This is a genomic window from Kordia periserrulae (assembly GCF_003054265.1).
GTDB classification, from domain to species: domain Bacteria; phylum Bacteroidota; class Bacteroidia; order Flavobacteriales; family Flavobacteriaceae; genus Kordia; species Kordia periserrulae.
Genome location: NZ_QBKT01000008.1, coordinates 120,552 through 138,674, shown reverse-complemented (window position 1 = coordinate 138,674; position 18,123 = coordinate 120,552). Strand labels below are relative to the sequence as shown.

At 36.8% G+C, this 18,123-nt stretch carries 18 protein-coding genes; 8 read left to right on the top strand and 10 right to left on the bottom strand.

Annotated elements, in window-relative coordinates:
- Positions 1–135 precede the first annotated feature (135 nt).
- The 8 genes from C8N46_RS16085 (at position 136) to C8N46_RS16050 (ending at position 7,971) form a co-directional block, all read left to right on the top strand.
- Positions 136–354, top strand: a complete 219-nt coding sequence (locus tag C8N46_RS16085; RefSeq protein WP_108115948.1) for a hypothetical protein — start codon at positions 136–138, stop codon at positions 352–354.
- Complete coding sequence (locus tag C8N46_RS16080) at positions 355–660, top strand: type II toxin-antitoxin system RelE/ParE family toxin (RefSeq protein ID WP_108115947.1); 306 nt, start codon at positions 355–357, stop codon at positions 658–660.
- A gap of 190 nt (positions 661–850) precedes the next feature.
- Complete coding sequence (gene tgt / locus C8N46_RS16075; protein ID WP_108115946.1) at positions 851–1,981, top strand: tRNA guanosine(34) transglycosylase Tgt; 1,131 nt, start codon at positions 851–853, stop codon at positions 1,979–1,981.
- A gap of 9 nt (positions 1,982–1,990) precedes the next feature.
- Positions 1,991–3,070, top strand: coding sequence for an LptF/LptG family permease (locus C8N46_RS16070; protein WP_108115945.1), 1,080 nt, complete (start codon positions 1,991–1,993; stop codon positions 3,068–3,070).
- Complete coding sequence (locus C8N46_RS16065; protein WP_108115944.1) at positions 3,057–3,968, top strand: DMT family transporter; 912 nt, start codon at positions 3,057–3,059, stop codon at positions 3,966–3,968. Before C8N46_RS16070 ends, C8N46_RS16065 begins: the two co-directional genes overlap by 14 nt.
- Positions 3,969–4,019: 51 nt before the next feature.
- On the top strand, positions 4,020–4,973 hold the full coding sequence (locus C8N46_RS16060; protein WP_108115943.1) for an acetyl-CoA carboxylase carboxyltransferase subunit alpha: 954 nt from the start codon (positions 4,020–4,022) through the stop codon (positions 4,971–4,973).
- Positions 4,974–5,130: 157 nt separating this feature from the next.
- Positions 5,131–6,684, top strand: a complete 1,554-nt coding sequence (dnaB, locus tag C8N46_RS16055) for a replicative DNA helicase (RefSeq protein ID WP_108115942.1) — start codon at positions 5,131–5,133, stop codon at positions 6,682–6,684.
- A 144-nt stretch (positions 6,685–6,828) separates the two neighbouring features.
- Positions 6,829–7,971 carry a lycopene cyclase family protein gene (locus C8N46_RS16050; RefSeq protein ID WP_108115941.1) on the top strand — a complete coding sequence of 381 codons (1,143 nt, stop codon included), beginning with the start codon at positions 6,829–6,831 and terminating at the stop codon, positions 7,969–7,971.
- 236 nt (positions 7,972–8,207) lie between these two features.
- On the opposite strand, the gene C8N46_RS16045 is transcribed toward C8N46_RS16050, so the two are convergent.
- Genes C8N46_RS16045 through C8N46_RS16000 form a run of 10 tightly spaced genes read right to left on the bottom strand, consistent with a single transcriptional unit; the run spans position 8,208 to position 18,064 of the window.
- Complete coding sequence (locus tag C8N46_RS16045; RefSeq protein WP_108115940.1) at positions 8,208–8,876, bottom strand: hypothetical protein; 669 nt, start codon at positions 8,874–8,876, stop codon at positions 8,208–8,210.
- 7 nt (positions 8,877–8,883) lie between these two features.
- Positions 8,884–10,533, bottom strand: a complete 1,650-nt coding sequence (locus C8N46_RS16040) for a PASTA domain-containing protein (protein ID WP_108115939.1) — start codon at positions 10,531–10,533, stop codon at positions 8,884–8,886.
- A gap of 2 nt (positions 10,534–10,535) precedes the next feature.
- On the bottom strand, positions 10,536–11,258 hold the full coding sequence (locus tag C8N46_RS16035; protein ID WP_108115938.1) for a hypothetical protein: 723 nt from the start codon (positions 11,256–11,258) through the stop codon (positions 10,536–10,538).
- Positions 11,259–11,268: 10 nt separating this feature from the next.
- The gene (locus tag C8N46_RS16030) at positions 11,269–12,675 is read right to left on the bottom strand and encodes a hypothetical protein (protein ID WP_108115937.1); all 1,407 of its coding nucleotides are present in this window, start codon (positions 12,673–12,675) and stop codon (positions 11,269–11,271) included.
- A gap of 23 nt (positions 12,676–12,698) precedes the next feature.
- The gene (locus C8N46_RS16025) at positions 12,699–13,172 is read right to left on the bottom strand and encodes a hypothetical protein (RefSeq protein ID WP_108115936.1); all 474 of its coding nucleotides are present in this window, start codon (positions 13,170–13,172) and stop codon (positions 12,699–12,701) included.
- Positions 13,173–13,178: 6 nt separating this feature from the next.
- Entirely contained in the window at positions 13,179–14,087 is a 909-nt protein-coding gene (locus C8N46_RS16020; RefSeq protein WP_108115935.1) for a hypothetical protein, read from the bottom strand.
- Between the two features lie 20 nt (positions 14,088–14,107).
- Positions 14,108–14,620, bottom strand: a complete 513-nt coding sequence (locus C8N46_RS16015; RefSeq protein WP_108115934.1) for a hypothetical protein — start codon at positions 14,618–14,620, stop codon at positions 14,108–14,110.
- 7 nt (positions 14,621–14,627) lie between these two features.
- Positions 14,628–16,442 (bottom strand): OmpA family protein, encoded by a 1,815-nt coding sequence (locus tag C8N46_RS16010; protein WP_108115933.1) that lies wholly within the window; start codon positions 16,440–16,442, stop codon positions 14,628–14,630.
- A gap of 15 nt (positions 16,443–16,457) precedes the next feature.
- Positions 16,458–16,988, bottom strand: coding sequence for a hypothetical protein (locus C8N46_RS16005; protein WP_211314504.1), 531 nt, complete (start codon positions 16,986–16,988; stop codon positions 16,458–16,460).
- A gap of 14 nt (positions 16,989–17,002) precedes the next feature.
- Entirely contained in the window at positions 17,003–18,064 is a 1,062-nt protein-coding gene (locus C8N46_RS16000) for a hypothetical protein (RefSeq protein WP_108115931.1), read from the bottom strand.
- Between the last annotated feature and the right edge of the window lie 59 nt (positions 18,065–18,123).

Below are 18,123 nucleotides of genomic sequence, written 5' to 3'. Positions count from 1 at the left end.
AATCAAAAGTAAGTCATAAAACGGCGCAAACAAAGCAACTTAGCAGGCTTTTATTAACGAATTTTTGTGGATAAGGAAAAAGATAAAAGAAGTGAAGTGCATTTTTTGTATTTTTGATACTATAATTATAAGATTATGGACATTCAATCAACGAAAATCGAATTAGTAAAAACAATACTTGCTATTGAGAACAATGAATTTATTCAAAAAATAGCAGATTTTGTTGATAAAGAAAAAGTAGATTTTTGGGATGAATTAAGTCCTTCCCAACAAAATGAAATCAAAGAAGGAATTCAACAGCTTGAAGAAGGAAAACGAATTGCTTATGATGAATTTCTAAAAAAGATTTCTTAGATGAAAGTTTATTTATCAGAGCTTGCTGAGAAAAAACTTTTAAAACTATCCGATTACCTTCTGGAGGAATGGAATGCTAAAACAAGAAACAAATTTTTAGAAAAGTTTTCTGAAAAAATCAAACAAATTTCAAATTTACCTACTAGTTGTCCACAATCAAATGAATATAAAGGACTATATAAATGTGTAGTTACAAAACAAAATACTTTTTATTATAGAGTATCAAATGAATTAAATGAAATTGAAATAATTACAATATTTGATACTAGACAAAATCCCAACAAATTAATTAAAGATATTGAATAAGCTTTTTGTTTTACTTTCATTTTAATCAATTTTACGTGAATCTCTAATTTTAATATTTGATTAGCAAAATCATCGCACAATCTTACCTATATTTGCCAACTGATAATGCCGCTATGTGTATAGTTTTGTAGTTGTGTTGGCGTTCGCCAGAAGTAACTCGTAATCATCATTCGGCAAGAGTTATGCATACATGAAATTTGATTTAAAAGGAAAAGACCCACAAAGTAAGGCGAGAGCAGGCGTATTGACGACCGATCACGGAACGATTGAAACCCCAATTTTTATGCCTGTGGGAACGGTTGGAACAGTAAAAGGTGTTCATCAACGCGAACTGAAAGAAGATATCAATCCTGATATTATTTTAGGAAATACCTATCATTTATACTTACGCCCACAAACAGAAATTCTCGAAAAAGCGGGCGGATTGCACAAATTCATCAATTGGGATCGCAATATTTTGACAGATTCTGGTGGCTATCAAGTCTATTCACTTTCTGCGAATCGAAAAATTAAGGAAGAAGGTGTCAAATTCAAATCGCATATCGATGGTTCGTATCATTTCTTTACGCCAGAAAATGTCATTGAAATTCAACGTACAATTGGTGCAGACATTATCATGGCGTTTGACGAATGTACACCGTATCCCTGCGATTATCGTTATGCAAAACGCTCCATGCACATGACGCATCGCTGGCTCGATCGCTGTTTAGCACATTTAGAAAAAACACCTTTTAAATACGATTACCGTCAAGCATTTTTTCCAATTGTTCAAGGAAGTACGTATAAAGATTTGCGTAAACAATCGGCTGAATTTATCGCTTCGCGCGAAGCTGAAGGAAATGCCATTGGCGGATTGTCCGTTGGAGAACCTGCCGAAGAAATGTACGCCATGACCGATGTCGTATGTGAAATTCTTCCAGAAGACAAACCACGCTACTTAATGGGCGTTGGAACTCCTATCAATATCTTAGAAAACATTGCACTTGGCGTGGATATGTTCGATTGTGTCATGCCAACGCGTAACGCCAGAAACGGAATGCTATTCACCGCACACGGAACCATCAACATCAAAAATAAAAAATGGGCAGATGACTTTTCGCCAATTGACGAAATGGGCATTACTTATGTCGATTTGGAATACTCAAAAGCCTATGTGCGTCATTTATTCACGGTAAATGAATTACTCGGAAAACAAATTGCCACCATTCATAACTTAGGATTTTATCTTTGGTTGGTTCGCGAAGCTAGAAAACATATATTAGCGGGAGATTTTTATGAGTGGAAAAACAAAATGGTCAAACAAATGGACAAACGTCTATAAACTGAACAGATGAAAATACTTGATTGGTACATTATAAAAAAATATTTGCTCACGTTTTCCGTGATGTTGCTGCTGTTTATTCCAATTGGAATCATGGTAGATATCTCTGAAAATATCGACAAAATGTTAGCTTCAGAAGCGCCTGCGGACGAAATTGTAAAATATTATTTCAATTTTGTACTGTACTTTGCCAATCTCTTATTTCCTATATTTTTATTCCTTTCGGTGATTTGGTTTACGTCCAAAATGGCAAACGACACCGAAATCATTGCCATATTAAGTTCGGGAGTTTCCTACTTGCGTTTTTTGCGTCCGTTTTTAATAGCGGCTTCGGTAGTTGCGATTGTTGCTTTTGTGATGGGAATGTACATTGTTCCCAATGCCAGTAAAGGTTTTAACGAGTTCCGATTTGAATACATCAAAAAAGGACGAAAAGAACTGCGTGACAATAGTGAAATCTACAAGCAAATCACAAATAACGATTTTATCTACCTAAAAGCCTTTAATTTTGAAAGCAAACGCGGCGATTTTTTCACGTTGGAGCATTTTGAAGACAACAAATTAGAATACAAAATAGAAGCTCGTTCGTTAAAATTCAACGAAGAAGATAGTACCTATACCATGCGTGGTTACAAAAAACGTATTGTAGGTGCTATGAACGATAGCTTGATTAGTGAGCGTAAAGTAGATACCATTTTTCCATTTGACGTAGAAGATTTAACGCCAGTCACCTACATGGCAGAAACATTGAACTATCAAGAATTGAACAAGTTCATTGAAAAAGAACGACAATCAGGTTCGCCGAATGTGAGCAAACATTTACTCGTAAAATACAAACGTTGGAGCTTGCCAATAACGGCATTCATACTCACCATCATTGCGGTTGCAGTATCATCTATGAAACGAAGAGGTGGAATGGGCGTAAACCTTGCTTTCGGAATCGCTATTGCGTTTATCTATATCTTTTTTGATAAAATATTTGGTACGATGGCAGAAAAATCAGGATTCTCGCCAATGTTAGCGGTTTGGGTTCCTAATATTGTATTTGGTGTGTTAGCCTTCTATTTACTGTACAATGCTAGGCGATAAACTCAAAAACTATTTGCACTTACACTTGCTCGTTTTTATTGCAGGTTTTACAGCGATTCTAGGAAAATTAATCACGATTTCGGCGATTCCTTTAGTGTGGTTTCGCATGCTCATCGCTGGCGTATTGATGTTAGTTTTTATCAAACTGTCTAAAATTAGACTAAAAATAACGCTCAAAACGTTTTTTAAATTTGCCTTGGCGGGAATTATTGTCGCATTGCATTGGATAACGTTTTTCGGCGCCATAGATGTGTCCAACGTTTCTATAACGCTTGTCATGTTTTCTACAGGAGCGTTTTTTGCTTCTTTTATAGAGCCAATTGTTTATAAACGCAAAATCGTATGGTATGAAATCATCTTTGGAATTATTGTGATCATGGGCGTTTCTATCATTCTAAATACAGAATTCAAATACATCAACGGAATCCTTCTAGGAATGTCGTCAGCCTTTCTTTCTGCATTATTTTCAGTGTTGAATGGTAAATTTGTAGAACGTCACAATGCTGCTACGATTTCGTTTTATGAATTTATTTGCGGCGTTGCTTTTATTTCTATCTATTTAGCGTTTTCCGCAGATGGTTTTATGAAAGAAGATTTCTTTAACCTAACACAAAAAGATTGGATATATTTATTCATTCTCGCGTCTGTCTGTACGGCGTATGCGTTTATTGCGTCTACACACATCATGCGCTATATCAGTCCGTACACAGTAGTGTTGACCTATAATTTAGAAATTATTTACGGAATTGTATTAGCGTTGATACTATTTCCGATAGACGAAAAAATGAGTGCCGGATTTTACTACGGAAGCCTCTTAGTCATAGCCACCGTACTAGCTAATGGAATTTTAAAAAATCGTCGAAAACGAAAATCCCTAAGTGGCATTGATATTTCCTAAATTAAAGTTTTATATTTGTAAACTGAAACAACGAAACATACCCTCAAAAGCATGGAATATTTAGATTTTGAGCTGCCTATAAAAGAATTAGAAGATCAGCTAACGAAATGTGTGGCTATTGGTCATGAAAGTGAAATTGATGTGACTGAAACCTGCCAGCAAATCGAAAAAAAATTGGCAGCCACTAAAAAAGATATCTATAAAAACCTTACGCCTTGGCAACGAGTGCAATTATCACGTCATCCTAACAGACCGTACACGCTAGATTATATCAACGCGATTTGCGGTGATACGTTTTTAGAATTGCACGGCGACAGAAATGTAAAAGATGACAAAGCCATGATTGGCGGATTGGGGAAAATTGGCGATCAATCGTATATGTTTATTGGTCAACAAAAAGGAAAAAATACCAAAACACGTCAGTACCGAAACTTCGGAATGGCAAATCCAGAAGGATATCGCAAAGCCTTACGCTTGATGAAATCTGCGGAAAAATTCGGAATTCCTGTAGTCACCTTAATTGATACTCCAGGCGCCTATCCAGGATTGGAAGCTGAAGAGCGCGGACAAGGAGAAGCCATTGCACGTAATATTTTAGAAATGACACGTTTAAAAGTGCCAATTATCACTGTAATTATTGGTGAAGGAGCTTCTGGTGGCGCTTTGGGAATTGGCGTTGGAGATACCGTATTAATGCTTGAAAACTCTTGGTATTCGGTAATTTCTCCAGAAAACTGTTCATCTATTTTATGGAGAAGTTGGGAACACAAAGAAAAAGCAGCAGAAGCCTTAAAACTTACCGCAACAGACGCGATGAAAATCAAGGTAATTGATGAAATTATCAACGAACCAGTAGGCGGCGCACACAGAGATCATGAAAATACATTTATTGCTGTTCGTGATGCCATTGTTGCTAATTATGACAAATTAAAAAACTTATCACAAGAGGATTTGGTAAGTTCACGCATGGAGAAATATTCTAAAATGGGTGAATTTAAAGGATAAACCTATATAACATAGGAACATGAAAAAATCCGAAGTGAAGACTTCGGATTTTTTTTCCGCTTATCAACAAAAAAAATAACTTATCAACAATAAATTTGTTGAGATTCTAGTTGCAAATAAAAACCCCAAAGTAAAAGTATTTTTTACTTTCGCTGTCATGGAAAATGTAAACCCTAAACAATCATATAAAACTGATAAAAGTAACCTGATAAGTCTCGAAAGAGGAAAATTACCACCACAAGCGGTCGATTTAGAAGAAGTAGTGCTTGGTGCTATGATGATCGACAAAAAAGGTGTGGATGAGGTAATTGATATTCTGAGTCCAGAAGCTTTTTACAAAGAAGCCAATAAGCTGGTATATGAAGCTATCTTTCAACTCTTTGAAAACTCAGAGCCGATTGACTTGTTAACGGTTTCAGCGCAACTTCGCAAAAACGCAAAGTTAGAAGTTGTCGGTGGCGATTTTTACCTAATCTCGCTTACGCAGAAAGTTTCGTCTTCGGCGCATATTGAATTTCACGCACGTATCATTCTGCAAAAATTCATTCAACGTAGTTTGATTAAAATCTCCAATGAAATTATTGAAGATGCCTACGATGAAACCACCGATGTTTTTTCATTGTTAGACAAAGCCGAATCGCGTTTGTATGAAGTGACACAAGGAAACATTAAAAAATCGTCAGAAACAGCACAAAGCTTAGTAATTCAGGCAAAAAAGAAAATTGAGGAAATCTCCAACAAAGAAGGGTTAAGCGGAATTCCAACAGGATTTACACAATTAGACAAACTAACCTCAGGATGGCAACCAAGTGACTTAATCATTGTAGCGGCACGTCCAGGTATGGGTAAAACGGCGTTGACCTTGTCGATGGCAAGAAACATTGCGGTAGACCAAAATATTCCCGTAGCTTTCTTCTCATTGGAGATGGCTTCGGTACAGTTAATTACGCGTTTAATATCTTCGGAAACAGGCTTATCTTCCGAAAAATTACGTACAGGAAAACTAGCCAAACATGAGTGGGAACAATTGAACGTAAAAGTAAAAGGGCTCGAAAAAGCACCGTTATTTATTGACGATACACCGTCGTTGTCCATTTTTGACTTGCGAGCAAAAGCGCGTCGTTTGGCATCGCAACATGGCATCAAAATGATTATGATTGACTACTTGCAGTTAATGACTGCCGGTGGAAGTCAAAAAGGAGGAAACCGTGAACAGGAAATTTCAACCATTTCGCGTAACCTAAAAGCGTTGGCAAAAGAATTGAATGTGCCTGTGATTGCCTTATCGCAGTTATCGCGTGCGGTGGAAACGCGTGGAGGAAGCAAGCGTCCGTTGCTGTCTGACTTACGTGAATCGGGAGCGATTGAGCAGGATGCGGATATTGTATCATTCATCTATCGTCCAGAATACTACAAAATTGAAGAATGGGATGATGAAGAACGTTCACCAACGGAAGGTCAGGCAGAATTCATCGTGGCAAAACACAGAAATGGTGGTTTGGACAACATTCGACTCAAATTCTTAGGACACTTAGGTAAGTTTGATAACTTGGAAACTTTTGATTCGCCGTTTGAATTCCATTCCAAAATGAACGACGCAGCCAATGACGACACGTTCAGAACCGACAATCTGCCAAGCGCGGACGAAGCGTTTGGAAGCTCGATGAACGATGACGATTTCAATCCAGATGATAACGAAGTTCCGTTCTAGGGTAGAATTCCGTATTTTTGCAATGAATTAATTTGTCATTCCGCACTCATGTGCTGAACTTGATTCAGTACGTTGCGGAATCCACTTTCGAAACACAATGGATTCCTGCCTGCGCAGGAATGACAAAAAAACAATATTTTCTACATGAAATATGACTACATTATTGCAGGAGCTGGTTGTGCGGGATTAAGTTTGTTGTATCGAATGCTGAACGACAACGACTTGCGTCAGAAGCAAATTTTAGTCATAGACAAATCGCAAAAAAATAAAAACGATCGAACCTGGTGTTTTTGGGAAAAAGGCGAAGGTTTGTTTGAAGAAATTGTTACCCATCAATGGAAAACCTTGGAGTTTCTATCAGATGATTTTCAGCGTCAATATGCTATGGAAAACTATCGTTATAAAATGATTCAAGGTATTGACTTTTATAACTTTGTGTTGGATTTCGCTAAGAAACATGAAAATGTAACTTTTGTTCATGAAGCCATAAGTTCTATCACTTCCGTAGATGGAGAAGCGCGTGTGGCTACTGAAAACGCTGAATATAACGCAACGTACGTGTTCAATTCTACCTCTTTGTTTTATCCGAAAATGGACACGCAAAATTCCTTATTGCAACATTTTGAAGGCTGGGTAATCAACGCAAAAAAGCCCGTTTTTGATGCTAAAGTCGGACGTTTGATGGACTTCCGATTGTCACAAGAACACGGAGACACCTTTATGTATGTGTTGCCAACGAGCGAAACCGAAGCGTTGGTAGAATATACCTTATTCACAAAAAAAGTATTGGAGAAAGAACAATACAAAACAGCACTTAAATCGTATATCAAAGACTATTTACACATTGATGAGTACGAAATTCAACACACTGAATTTGGAATCATTCCCATGTCATTGGCGAAATTCTCTAGAAAAGTTCCCAACGAAAAAAACATCATCAATCTAGGAACGGCGGGCGGATTTACGAAAGCGAGTAGTGGATATACGTTTCAATTTGTGCAAAAACATACCGAAAACATTATCCATCTACTTAAAAAAGGAAAACATCCAAATCCAAGAGTAACGTTTCGCGACAAGATGTTTCAATGGTACGACAGAACATTGCTAGAAGTGATTTTATCCGAAAAAATGGCAGGAAAAGATATTTTCGCTACCATTTTTAAAAATCGTGATATTGAAACCATTTTAGCATTTTTAGGCAATGAAAGTTCCGTTTGGGAAGATGTCAAAGTCATGAGTTGCTTGCCAATTATGCCGTTTTTGACTTCGGGCGTGAAGCAGCTTTGATATGGTGTAAGAGTTTGTTTTGTGTTTTGTCAATTTGTTAATTCGAGGATTTGTTTATTTGTTTTTCTCTTGAAACATTGAGCTTTTAAGAACAATTCAACATTCAACATCAAACAGAAAAAATGTAAAAGTAATTTTACTAACACCTAACACCTAACACCTAACACCTAACACCTAACACCCAAAACCCAACACCCAAAACCCAAAACCCAAAACCCAACACCCAAAACCCAACATCAAACATCCACATCCAACGTAATCACATCTTCAGCTCTTATCATACTTGGTTTGTTGACATCAAAAGCAGGCGATTGCGTATCAAAGGTGGTTTCGTCGGTGATGGTTTCTTGGTCTATATTTTCGCCAAATTCATAGTTGAGTCCGTATTCCGTCAATAAGTTTTTAATTTCACCAAAGGTTCGTTTTACCATGTTTCCGTTTTCATCTTCCTTTTCGATAATATTCGGTAAAAAACGAATGATTTGTGCTTCTGACGGTGGCACTGGAACAATATCAAATTCAATTTCTGCCGTAGCGTTCAATCCTAAATTGTATTTATTCGTATTAGACGCATTCACGGGCGTTGCATACATTTTAGGTCTGAAGGCACGCGAACTTGGCAAAGAATTCCCAGTACTTTGCTGCGAAATCGACAATGAAATTTTTGCTTTCGCTGTTGTTTTTGGAATCGTGTAAAATGTCGGTTGATACCCAACTTCACGAAGCATTTTTAAGGTTTCTGAAGCTTTATCAGGATCACTGTTATATATTTCTAAAGTTTGTCGTAAAGAGCCTTCATCCAATGCGGCTTGTGCTTCTCCAACACCTTCGCCAATTGAGGCGATAAAATCTCCTAACGGTGCGGCAAAGGCATCTTTTACATAATCATACGAGTTGCTTGACATAATTTTTTTAGTTTAATGGTTTTGCGAAAATTACTAGTACTTCTTGTCCTTCTTCTACTGGATTTCCTGGTGCTGGCGATTGTTTAAAGGACTGTCCTTCCACCAAGTTTTCATCTTTTGTAGCATGATATACAGCGTCGAGTCGTAAGCCATACGTTTGCAATACTTTTCTAACGGCAGTTTCCGTCAATCCTAACACATTTGGCATTTCATCTTTTTCAATCGTTACCGTGTTTTGTGACGGTACAATATCTAGCGTAATATCACTGATAGCGGCACTGTTAACGTCTTTCGCAGATTCATAATCTAACAAGCCAAAAATGGTTCCTTCAGGGCCTTTTTCAACCGTTGTTTTTAAGTTTACTGAAATATTAGACAGTTTATAGTTAGAGTTTGCAAGTTCTGCATCCGCTTTTATAACGTCGTTTACGATACTGCTGTAGACTTTACTCGCAGACAATTTATTAGGATGATCGGTAATGGAGAAATCTTGCGCTTCTTCCAATTGCTGTTGAAGTTTTGTGTTGTTTTGCTCTAAAGTTTCAATGAGTATTTTTGTGTTCTGTAACTCCAACTGCGTAGCTTTGGTCAATTCTTTTTCACGTTGAACAGCGGTTTGCAATTCCGAAATATTTGCTAAAAACGATTCATTTTGCTGTTCTAAATTTTCTTTTTGAATGGAAATATCAGCAACTTGCTGTTGTAAATTATCTCTTTCAGTCGAAATTTCAGAAACTTGTGCGAGTAAGTTTTCTTTTTCTAGGGAAATGGTAGAAATTTGAAGCTGTAAATCGTCGCGTTCAATCGTGATGCTATCTATCTGTTGCTGTAAATCAGTATTCAAATTATGGATATCAGCGACTTCAATTTGCAATTCATTGTATAAGACTTCAAAATTAGAACCGTCGTTACTTATGGCTTCCATGGCTGCCATTTCTTCGCGTTGCGCGGCGAGTTGGGTTTCCAAATTTGTTTTGTCAGCTTCCAACGTTTCTCTCAATGTGCGTTCACTTTCTAAATTAGAACTTACCGTTTGCAAACTAGTATTCAAATCGGCCAATTGTTGATGCTGCGTTTCAATATCATTTTGAATGTTAGAAAGCTGATTTTGTAACAGCTGGCGTTCGTCAGAAAGTGATGTTATTGTTGCGTTAAGTTCTGAAACCTGTGCAATAGCTTTGTCTTTTTCTATTTCTATGGTTTGAATTGTGTTTGTAAGTTCAAACATTGGAACTTGCGTCGCAATTACGATATGATCATCTTTTGCGATGTATTTTTTCGGGTCTAACAACCAACTTTTATCAAAATCGATTGTAAGTGTTATATCATCTTTAATGACAGCTTTAAAGTTTGTCTCAATTACTTCGGGAAGTCTAGATGACGAACTTGCATTTATGATACGAAACGAAGGTGTTCCGCCAGATTTGAGCATTTCTCGAACTACACGAATCGTTTGATCGGTTGTTGAAATTCTATATGGAATTGCTAACGAATGCGCTAATTTTCCATTCGAAACAATCAATACATCTGTAAGTGATAACCACGATTTTAAATTGACATTATAGAACTGTATTTGGACTTTTCCCGTTTTAATAGGCTTATTGTACGTATCGTACAAAAGATGCGCAAACTGAATGGTTTGTATATTAACTGCCATGATTATTGTTGAATTGAAATTTTAGTCAACACATTTCCTACATTGACTTCAATGATTAAAATATATCCTTTTGCAAAATCGACACCGTCAACTTTTACCTGTGTAGTTGCTTTTCCGGTAGCATCTGTTCTAATTTCGCTTGTGTTTAAAAACGTGGTGCCGTGTGATAAAATTTCACCAGGATTTAGTTTGTTAGTTTTCTCCTGATTGTAATTAAACTCTACCAATGCGTCTGAAATTTTTTCGCCCGCAGCGTTAAAAACTTCCACATCAATATCAAAAATGTGAATATTTGTAGTTGCTTTAGGTGTAGCATTGATAATCATTTGCGGTAAACCTTCATTAGGAACTATGGCAATAAAACGACCAGAAATCGTACTGGTAATTTTATTAGTTTCCTTCGTATCCGTATTTACATTAGTAGCGGCAACAGGTTTAAAGGAGATTACTTTTGCATAGTTTTTTTCATACGATTCTGCCATAACGGCTGTATTTGCAGTTGTTTTAGCGGCAGTTGTAGGCGAACTAGTACTACTAGTTTCCTTCTCAAATTCAGCTTCTACCTGTAAATTAAAATCCAAATACGGCAATGTATACAATGTGTTTGGTCGTCCAAATTCGTCATACGGTTTTACATTCCGCAAATGATTTTGTGCCTCATTTAAACTATCGGAAATTCCCAATAGTATTTGTTTTAGGGTTAATGCGTTATTTGCTGTGCTCATGAGTATTTTTTTAAAGTGCGAAACTATCTTTTTGCTTTTTTGTGTCTTTCAATATATCAATACCTTTCTTTACATTTTGAGCGGTTTTAATGACATTGACTGCTACATCTAACTTTTTATTTCCTACATTAAAGCTGTTAGTTTCTTCTTTTTTTGTTTCTTGTTGTTGAATGAAACCAAAATCGAAAGCATTGTTCGTTTTGGAATCTTTTCCACTGATAAAATCAACAGAATTCAGTTTTTTCTCAAAGAGAGTTGTCACTGTTTTTGTTTTGTCTAATTTTTTGTTCGCTGTATTAAATAATTGGTCTACCTTATTGAGTTTGTTTCCTACTTTGTTCACAATACCAACGCTTTTGGAAACTTTTTTACTGAGTGATTGCAGCTCGGGTGATTTTACTACACTGGTAACTTTTTCGATGCCTGTTTGCAGTTCATTTCCTTTCGTGCGAACCGTATGGAATGTATCGTTTACTTCGGAAACTTTTTTGCCAATTGTATCCAATGTATCAATAGCTTTAGAAGCTTTCTGAACCACCGTTTTTACTGTTTGTACTTCTTTCTTTTTAACAGTTTTATTGACAAAAGAATCTAGTTTCTTTTCTACCTTTTTTGTGGTGTTAGAAACCGTTTCAACCAGTTTCTTTTTCGGTTGAAGCGGTGTTTCTTTGATTCGTTTTTCAACTTGCTGTAACAGTGTTTGTTGTTGCCTTTTTGGTTTTTGCGTGTTTCTTTTTGGCGCTTTTCGTGTGACTGTTGGTGACTTCTGTTTCGCTTTTTTAGCAACCGTAGCTACGGATTTCTTTGGTCGCTTTGTAAAATCGTCTACAACCTTTTTTGTTTTTTCAATCGTTTCACCAAAATTTAATAAAGATGTTTTTTCTCTTTTCTTTTTAGTTTCGATTGATGGCGCTGTTCTTTTGCGAACTTCAGGAACAGGAATAGAAGAGTTGTCAGCTTTCTTTTTTTGAATAAAATCGGTATTTGGAATAGCTGTTGTACGTTGTTTAGAAACAGGCGGAATGTTTGTGTTTTCTTTCCTTTTTTTATGGAAAGAAGGTGTTACTTCCCAACGATCGTCTTCTTTTTTGCGATGACTTTCTTTTCGTTTCTTACGTTTTGCTTCAGCGGCTGCTTCTTCTTTTCGTTTCTGATCAATCGTTTTTATTTCATGCTCGTATCGTTTATCAGTGTTTGATGCTTCTTTTTTACCAGTGAGTTCAGCCATTTGCTCTTCAAGCTGTTTTTGCTCGTCAATCAATGACTTTAAACTCGAATTAAATTCGGCAACATCTTCTAAGGATTTGTCTGATTTTTTAGCGTTTGGCGATAGTAACGAAGTAATATCTTTGAGTTCTTCGTTTTCTTGCGCTGGTGCTTTTTCTTTTTTTACAAATTTTTTCCAATGTTTTGCCATTTTAATATACTGGTATTAGAATGTTATTGTGGTCTTTTACTATCCAACTCATTTTGAATCATGCTTTGCAAGCGTTGTTCAAAAACAGGTGGATTTGGAACGGTTACTAATTTGGTTCTGACTAAAGAACTCGCTTCTGCGGAATACTGATATTTTTGCGAATAGCTAGCTGTTACGGAAGCGCTTACTGCGGCAAATCCGACATTAAAACCTGCACTCGCAGTCACAGAAGCTCCAAATTCTCTCGATTCCATCATAGAAACAGACATTTTACACTCAAAAAAAGTATCAACAAACTGATAAAATGTTGGTGTAAATCCTAAAGCTAGTAAGCTATATTCTTCACCGCCCATTTCTACTTTGGTTTCTACAAGTTCTTTTGCTAAATCCATTGAAACCCGATCCAAAGCTCGTTGCGCTTCTGCAATCCCTATACCCAGAGATTTAATCATCTCGGGTAAGGGTGCATTTTGTATTTCTCTGGTGATTCTTCCCATGAAATCTTAGTTTTCAGCTTCTTCTCTAGCCAATGCCATTTGTTGTTGAACACGCTCTTCCAATGCTGCTGGTGGCGGAATCGGAACTAATTTGGTTTGTAACAAACTAGAACCTTCTGCCGAATAGCTATATTTTTGTGAGAATCCAGCGTTTACCTGTGTTGTAGTAACCGTTTTGTTAGTTTTTAAACCTCTTCTCCAGCTAAAACTCGCACTTCTGTCTGTACTTTTTGAGTTACGCTGATATTGATACGAAGAGGAACCTTCACGCGTAAACTTGATGCTGATTGATACCTTGATAATAGTATCTACAAACTGATAAAAAGTAGGAGAGAAGCCCAATTCCAACATGGATAAACGTTGTGGTAAGTACAATGTTTTTTCTGCCTTTTCAGGTTTTTTCATCTTCTTTCCTGGAACAACTGTCGGAGCTGTAATAGAAGCATATACTTCGGTTCCAGCGTTATACTCATACCAATCGCCACCATGTCTGTAATAAACATCCGCATTTTTCGGATTGTCTGGAGTAAACACAGCATCGTTTGCTCCAACAGGATTTTTGTCAACATTTACTACAGGTTTGTCGTATCCGTCTTCAATATCTGCTGGATCAATTTTTGCAATGATTGCTGCTCTGTAGGCTGCATCTGAATTAGAGTTGTATAACTCAACAGCATCACTAGTTTGTACTTTTTCTTTTCCAAAAAATACACGACTGTCCTTAAAGTTGATAAATTCTCTACCGTTAATGGTAGATTTGACAGGACTCAATCCTCCCATCATTTCTGCTACTTCGATTGAGTTGGAATCCAACGCCATTTGTGCATTGGCAATAGATGTTGCCATGCTCTCAATCATTTGTCCCATAGGTACATTGAGTAATTCTTGCCCTATTTCTGGATTTTTATGAAACATAGTTTTTGTTTTTTAATTTATTATTCGTCTTTGTTTATGGTTGATTTTAAAATTTCAAAATAAATATCAGGTGCGGGTAAGGAAACAATTTTTGCCGCAATTGATGAAGAGCCTTCTACCGATGTAGAATACTTTCGAGAATAATGAGCCGAAACAGAAACACCAAACATTTGCGTAGAAGTGCTGTCACTACTACTGTTGTTGGAGTTTGCGTTGTTGTTGGAGTTGCTGCTATTTCCATAGCTGAATCCTAATGCGCCTCCGTAGCTTTCAGATTCAGCCATAGAAAATTCCATTTTCATTTCTACAGAAGCTTCTGTAAAAGCGTAAAATGTGGGTGCAAAACCAAGGCTTAATAAATTGTATTCTTCACCACCTAGATCAATCGTTACCGCAGCTAACTCATTTGCCAATCGAATAGAATTTGCATCTAATGCCGCTTGCGCATTGGCAATAGACATTCCCAGCTTTTCCAGCATCATTGGCAATGGAGCGTTGGTAATTTGTTGTATTACTTTAGGTGTCGTGCTCATCGATTATTTAGTTTGAATTTGTGTTCGTGTTTGTCAACGATTGAATGTAGTTTTCCAACGCTGTTGGCGGCGGTACCGAAATCATACGTGCCGAAACAGAAGCGTTTCCTTCTACAGACATGTTGAATTGACGCGCATATCGTACGTCAAGTGAACCACTAATTGCCAATGAACGGTCTCCTTTAAAATCTTGTTGTGATTTTTTGAGTTTGGATAATTCGTTCTGTGTTTCACCAACATATACTTCAGTTGATTCTTTGTTCATTTCTTCAGAAGACTCGTTATTCACTTTTACGTTCAATTCTTTGTTTTCTGATGAATGCACAAAATAATTTACTTTTGTTTCTTCGTGTAATAGGTAATACGATTCGTCTACTTTTTCAATAAACAACTCTTCATATTTTCCTTTGCTATTTACCAAAGACGATAGGTTGTCTGTAGCTCCTTGGCGCAGTAAATAGGTTTCTCCACCATACATAAAAGTGATGTCTAAACCTGTATTTGCAGTTACATTTGTTGGTTCAACATATACAAAATGATTCGGTCCTGAGTTTTTAGGAGCTGCCCCTGTTTTTGTAATTTCTCCACCATTGAAAAGAATATAATCTGGTGCGCCACTTGCAAATGTTACAGTAACTTTACGAATAGTTGCATCTTTAGAAGTACTTCCGTTTGCTAGTGATTCTCCTTCGGTTGCAATTTTTACACGTGCATCCGTAAAGGTGACACCTGCAATTTTGCTGAGTTTATTTCTGAACGATTCTGCTCTTTTTTTACCAAGAGCTTCATTGTAAGCCGCATTTTTTTGACTAGCACTTCCGCTTCCATCTGTATAACCTGTTACAGTAATTACTAATGCAGGATCTCTTTTTAATGTCATTGCTAACGCCGTAACGTCTGCTTCGTTGAGTGAGTCTGATTTTACGCCCGTAGAATACGAATAATCAATCACCGATTTATCCCAATCAAAGAAAAACTCATATACTTTGGTTCCGCTAGCTCTGTGGATTCCTGTGGAAGAAATTCCAACAACCGTTCCGCCATTTTCAGTTCTAGCATTTGCCAATGTGGTTGCAAAGTCTACTTCTTTCTCAAATGTTTTTGCTGTTTTGAGAGTGATTACTGGGTTGCTAGGATCAGCAGCTGGAAGATAGGTTTGATCTAACTTCAATAATCCTTCTGTGTCTGTGTGAATGTAAGGTTCAGTCACAACTACATAGCCACCTTCTTTTGCAATGTAGACATCTGTTAAAGAGTTCTGGTCTAATACTCTTTTGTCTTCAATTACACTTTCTACACGAATGTTTTGCGCTGCATCGCGCATTTGCTCTTTCGATTTTTCAATCTTTGAATACGAGCCTTCTTCTTCGTGAACTTTTGTGGTTTTTTCGTTAATGCTAATGTCTTCGGAAGTACTTGCTTTTAGTGCAATGTCTTTTTGTGTTTTTGAATATTTACTAACCGAGTTCTTTTTGCTTTCTTTTAATTCGTCAAAAAAGTCTTGGTCAAAAGTTTGGTTGTTTTTATAATCTACGGAGAGACTAAAATCAACTTCAACTTCTTCTTTCACCGCCATTTTTAAGCTAATTTTTGCGGAAATATCTGCAAAGTCAAAAGCATAAAATGCCGGTTGAAATCCTAATTCCAATAATGATTTCCCAGCGACTTTACTTTCGGAAAGTCGAATAAGCTGCGAAACCGAGTTCGTGTCGAGCCGTTCTTGAGCTTCTGCAATACCCAAGGCGAGCGCTGTGACCATACTACTCACGTCTACGTTTTGTAGTATTTTTGATCCTTGATCAAATGTGTTTACGTCTGCCATTTTTTGTTTTTAAAGTTAAAAAGGAGAAATGCCCTCAGGTAAATCCATGGCAATTTTTGGATTGACTGATTCTTTTCTCACTATAAAATAATTGTGTTTCCTCTGAAGTTTGGTCAATTGATCTTTATTGACTTTGTAGCCTCGTACCAACCAACCCAACAGTTCATCCGTTATCGGTTGCTTGCCTTTTCCGAGGTCTTTTTGTATGTCTTGCAATAGTGCTTTTGCTTCTTCTTGTTCTTCTTTGAGTACATGTTGAATTGCTTGACGTTCACTAACAAAAGCTTTGTGTTTTCTCACCAATACGTTTTGTTCTTTGTCTTGTAAGAACTCACGATAGTTTTCGCAAAATGAAATTACTTGATCATACGCGCCAGAAAGCTCCAACGTTTCCATCACACATTGACTGTAATGCTGATAAAACAGTTCGCTGTCTTTTTCTTGCTGCGTTAATTTCATAGCTTCTTTGTAATGACGTAATGCTTCTTTGTAATTTTTGTCCAAAGCGTGCATTTTCCCACGTTCCGCAATGCGGTAGTGTAGCATTGTTTTTTCCATAATTAGTTGATAATTTCTGGGTTACATTCTATTTGTTCAAGTTGTGCCAAGAGATATCTCGCAATAAGCGGTGGAACTTCTTCGTTACTTGTCCAGCTTGTTGCGTTTGCTTTTGGTAAATCTTTTTCTGGGATAAATTGTGCTAAAATTTTAGTGACATTTTCAGCATCTTCAATCTCTGTAATGTGTAGTTTTTTCTTAAAGTTGAAGTCTTTTTCTATAGTCGTCGTGAGTCCGATTGATGCACAATCGTCCATAATTGCAGAAGCCTGAATGTTGTTTACATTTTCAAAAAGTGAAATTGGAAGCGCTTCATATACATCCGATAAAATTTCCGCAGGCATGCCAACTTTTTCAGTCAAAAATGTAGTATGCGCTTCGTTGGTTACATCAAAATCTTCTAAAATGATTGTTACTAATTGATGACTTTGATTCAACAATTTTACCGTTTTATTTGCTTGGTATTGTCTCCACAATAATTGTGAATGGTCATACGAAACGTCTTCAATCACAAAAGCAGTGTCTGTTTCCGTTGCCTTAGTTTTGAGTACTTTTTCAATATTTTTAAGTTGTGTATTTTCAGCTTGCTTACTGATTAAAATGGTATACAAGTCTTTTCTAGGGTTTGAAAAATGCACATTCGCATCTGTGCGTTTCTGTAAAGCTTTTGCCGTAGCAACCGATACATTTCCAAGCACAATACTTGGCTCATTCAGCATTAAATTCAATACTTCCGCTTGCTTACAACCTAAAAAAAACGCCAATTGTTCAATAATTTTCGGTAGCATTAAAATATTGTCCAAACTCACGCTAATGTCAATCAATTCTGTAGTGAGGTCAATTTCATCATCTTTTGAACAAATAGAAACATCTAATCCTAATTTGGTCAGTGTATCTTCCGCCTTTTCAGCAGTGGCTTTGTCTACTTTTTGAAATAAAATTGAAGGCGCGTTGTACAATAGTTTTAAAATATAATCTTGCGGAACTTTGAGCGCATCCGACAATACTTTTGAGGCTCCAGGAGTTGCATTTCCGATGGAGTTGATAATTACTGTGTTTTCCATAAAATTTGTACTTAAATTGAGATTCGTAAAACTAATAACACATCAATTTGTAGTTATTG

Bases quoted from the DNA above. Each gene is read 5' to 3' on its own strand.
- C8N46_RS16085 (WP_108115948.1), top strand. From the start codon at position 136: ATGGACATTCAATCAACGAAAATCGAATTAGTAAAAACAATACTTGCT.
- C8N46_RS16080 (WP_108115947.1), top strand. From the start codon at position 355: ATGAAAGTTTATTTATCAGAGCTTGCTGAGAAAAAACTTTTAAAACTA.
- tgt (WP_108115946.1), top strand. From the start codon at position 851: ATGAAATTTGATTTAAAAGGAAAAGACCCACAAAGTAAGGCGAGAGCA.
- C8N46_RS16070 (WP_108115945.1), top strand. From the start codon at position 1,991: ATGAAAATACTTGATTGGTACATTATAAAAAAATATTTGCTCACGTTT.
- C8N46_RS16065 (WP_108115944.1), top strand. From the start codon at position 3,057: ATGCTAGGCGATAAACTCAAAAACTATTTGCACTTACACTTGCTCGTT.
- C8N46_RS16060 (WP_108115943.1), top strand. From the start codon at position 4,020: ATGGAATATTTAGATTTTGAGCTGCCTATAAAAGAATTAGAAGATCAG.
- dnaB (WP_108115942.1), top strand. From the start codon at position 5,131: ATGGAAAATGTAAACCCTAAACAATCATATAAAACTGATAAAAGTAAC.
- C8N46_RS16050 (WP_108115941.1), top strand. From the start codon at position 6,829: ATGAAATATGACTACATTATTGCAGGAGCTGGTTGTGCGGGATTAAGT.
- C8N46_RS16045 (WP_108115940.1), bottom strand. From the start codon at position 8,876: ATGTCAAGCAACTCGTATGATTATGTAAAAGATGCCTTTGCCGCACCG.
- C8N46_RS16040 (WP_108115939.1), bottom strand. From the start codon at position 10,533: ATGGCAGTTAATATACAAACCATTCAGTTTGCGCATCTTTTGTACGAT.
- C8N46_RS16035 (WP_108115938.1), bottom strand. From the start codon at position 11,258: ATGAGCACAGCAAATAACGCATTAACCCTAAAACAAATACTATTGGGA.
- C8N46_RS16030 (WP_108115937.1), bottom strand. From the start codon at position 12,675: ATGGCAAAACATTGGAAAAAATTTGTAAAAAAAGAAAAAGCACCAGCG.
- C8N46_RS16025 (WP_108115936.1), bottom strand. From the start codon at position 13,172: ATGGGAAGAATCACCAGAGAAATACAAAATGCACCCTTACCCGAGATG.
- C8N46_RS16020 (WP_108115935.1), bottom strand. From the start codon at position 14,087: ATGTTTCATAAAAATCCAGAAATAGGGCAAGAATTACTCAATGTACCT.
- C8N46_RS16015 (WP_108115934.1), bottom strand. From the start codon at position 14,620: ATGAGCACGACACCTAAAGTAATACAACAAATTACCAACGCTCCATTG.
- C8N46_RS16010 (WP_108115933.1), bottom strand. From the start codon at position 16,442: ATGGCAGACGTAAACACATTTGATCAAGGATCAAAAATACTACAAAAC.
- C8N46_RS16005 (WP_211314504.1), bottom strand. From the start codon at position 16,988: ATGCTACACTACCGCATTGCGGAACGTGGGAAAATGCACGCTTTGGAC.
- C8N46_RS16000 (WP_108115931.1), bottom strand. From the start codon at position 18,064: ATGGAAAACACAGTAATTATCAACTCCATCGGAAATGCAACTCCTGGA.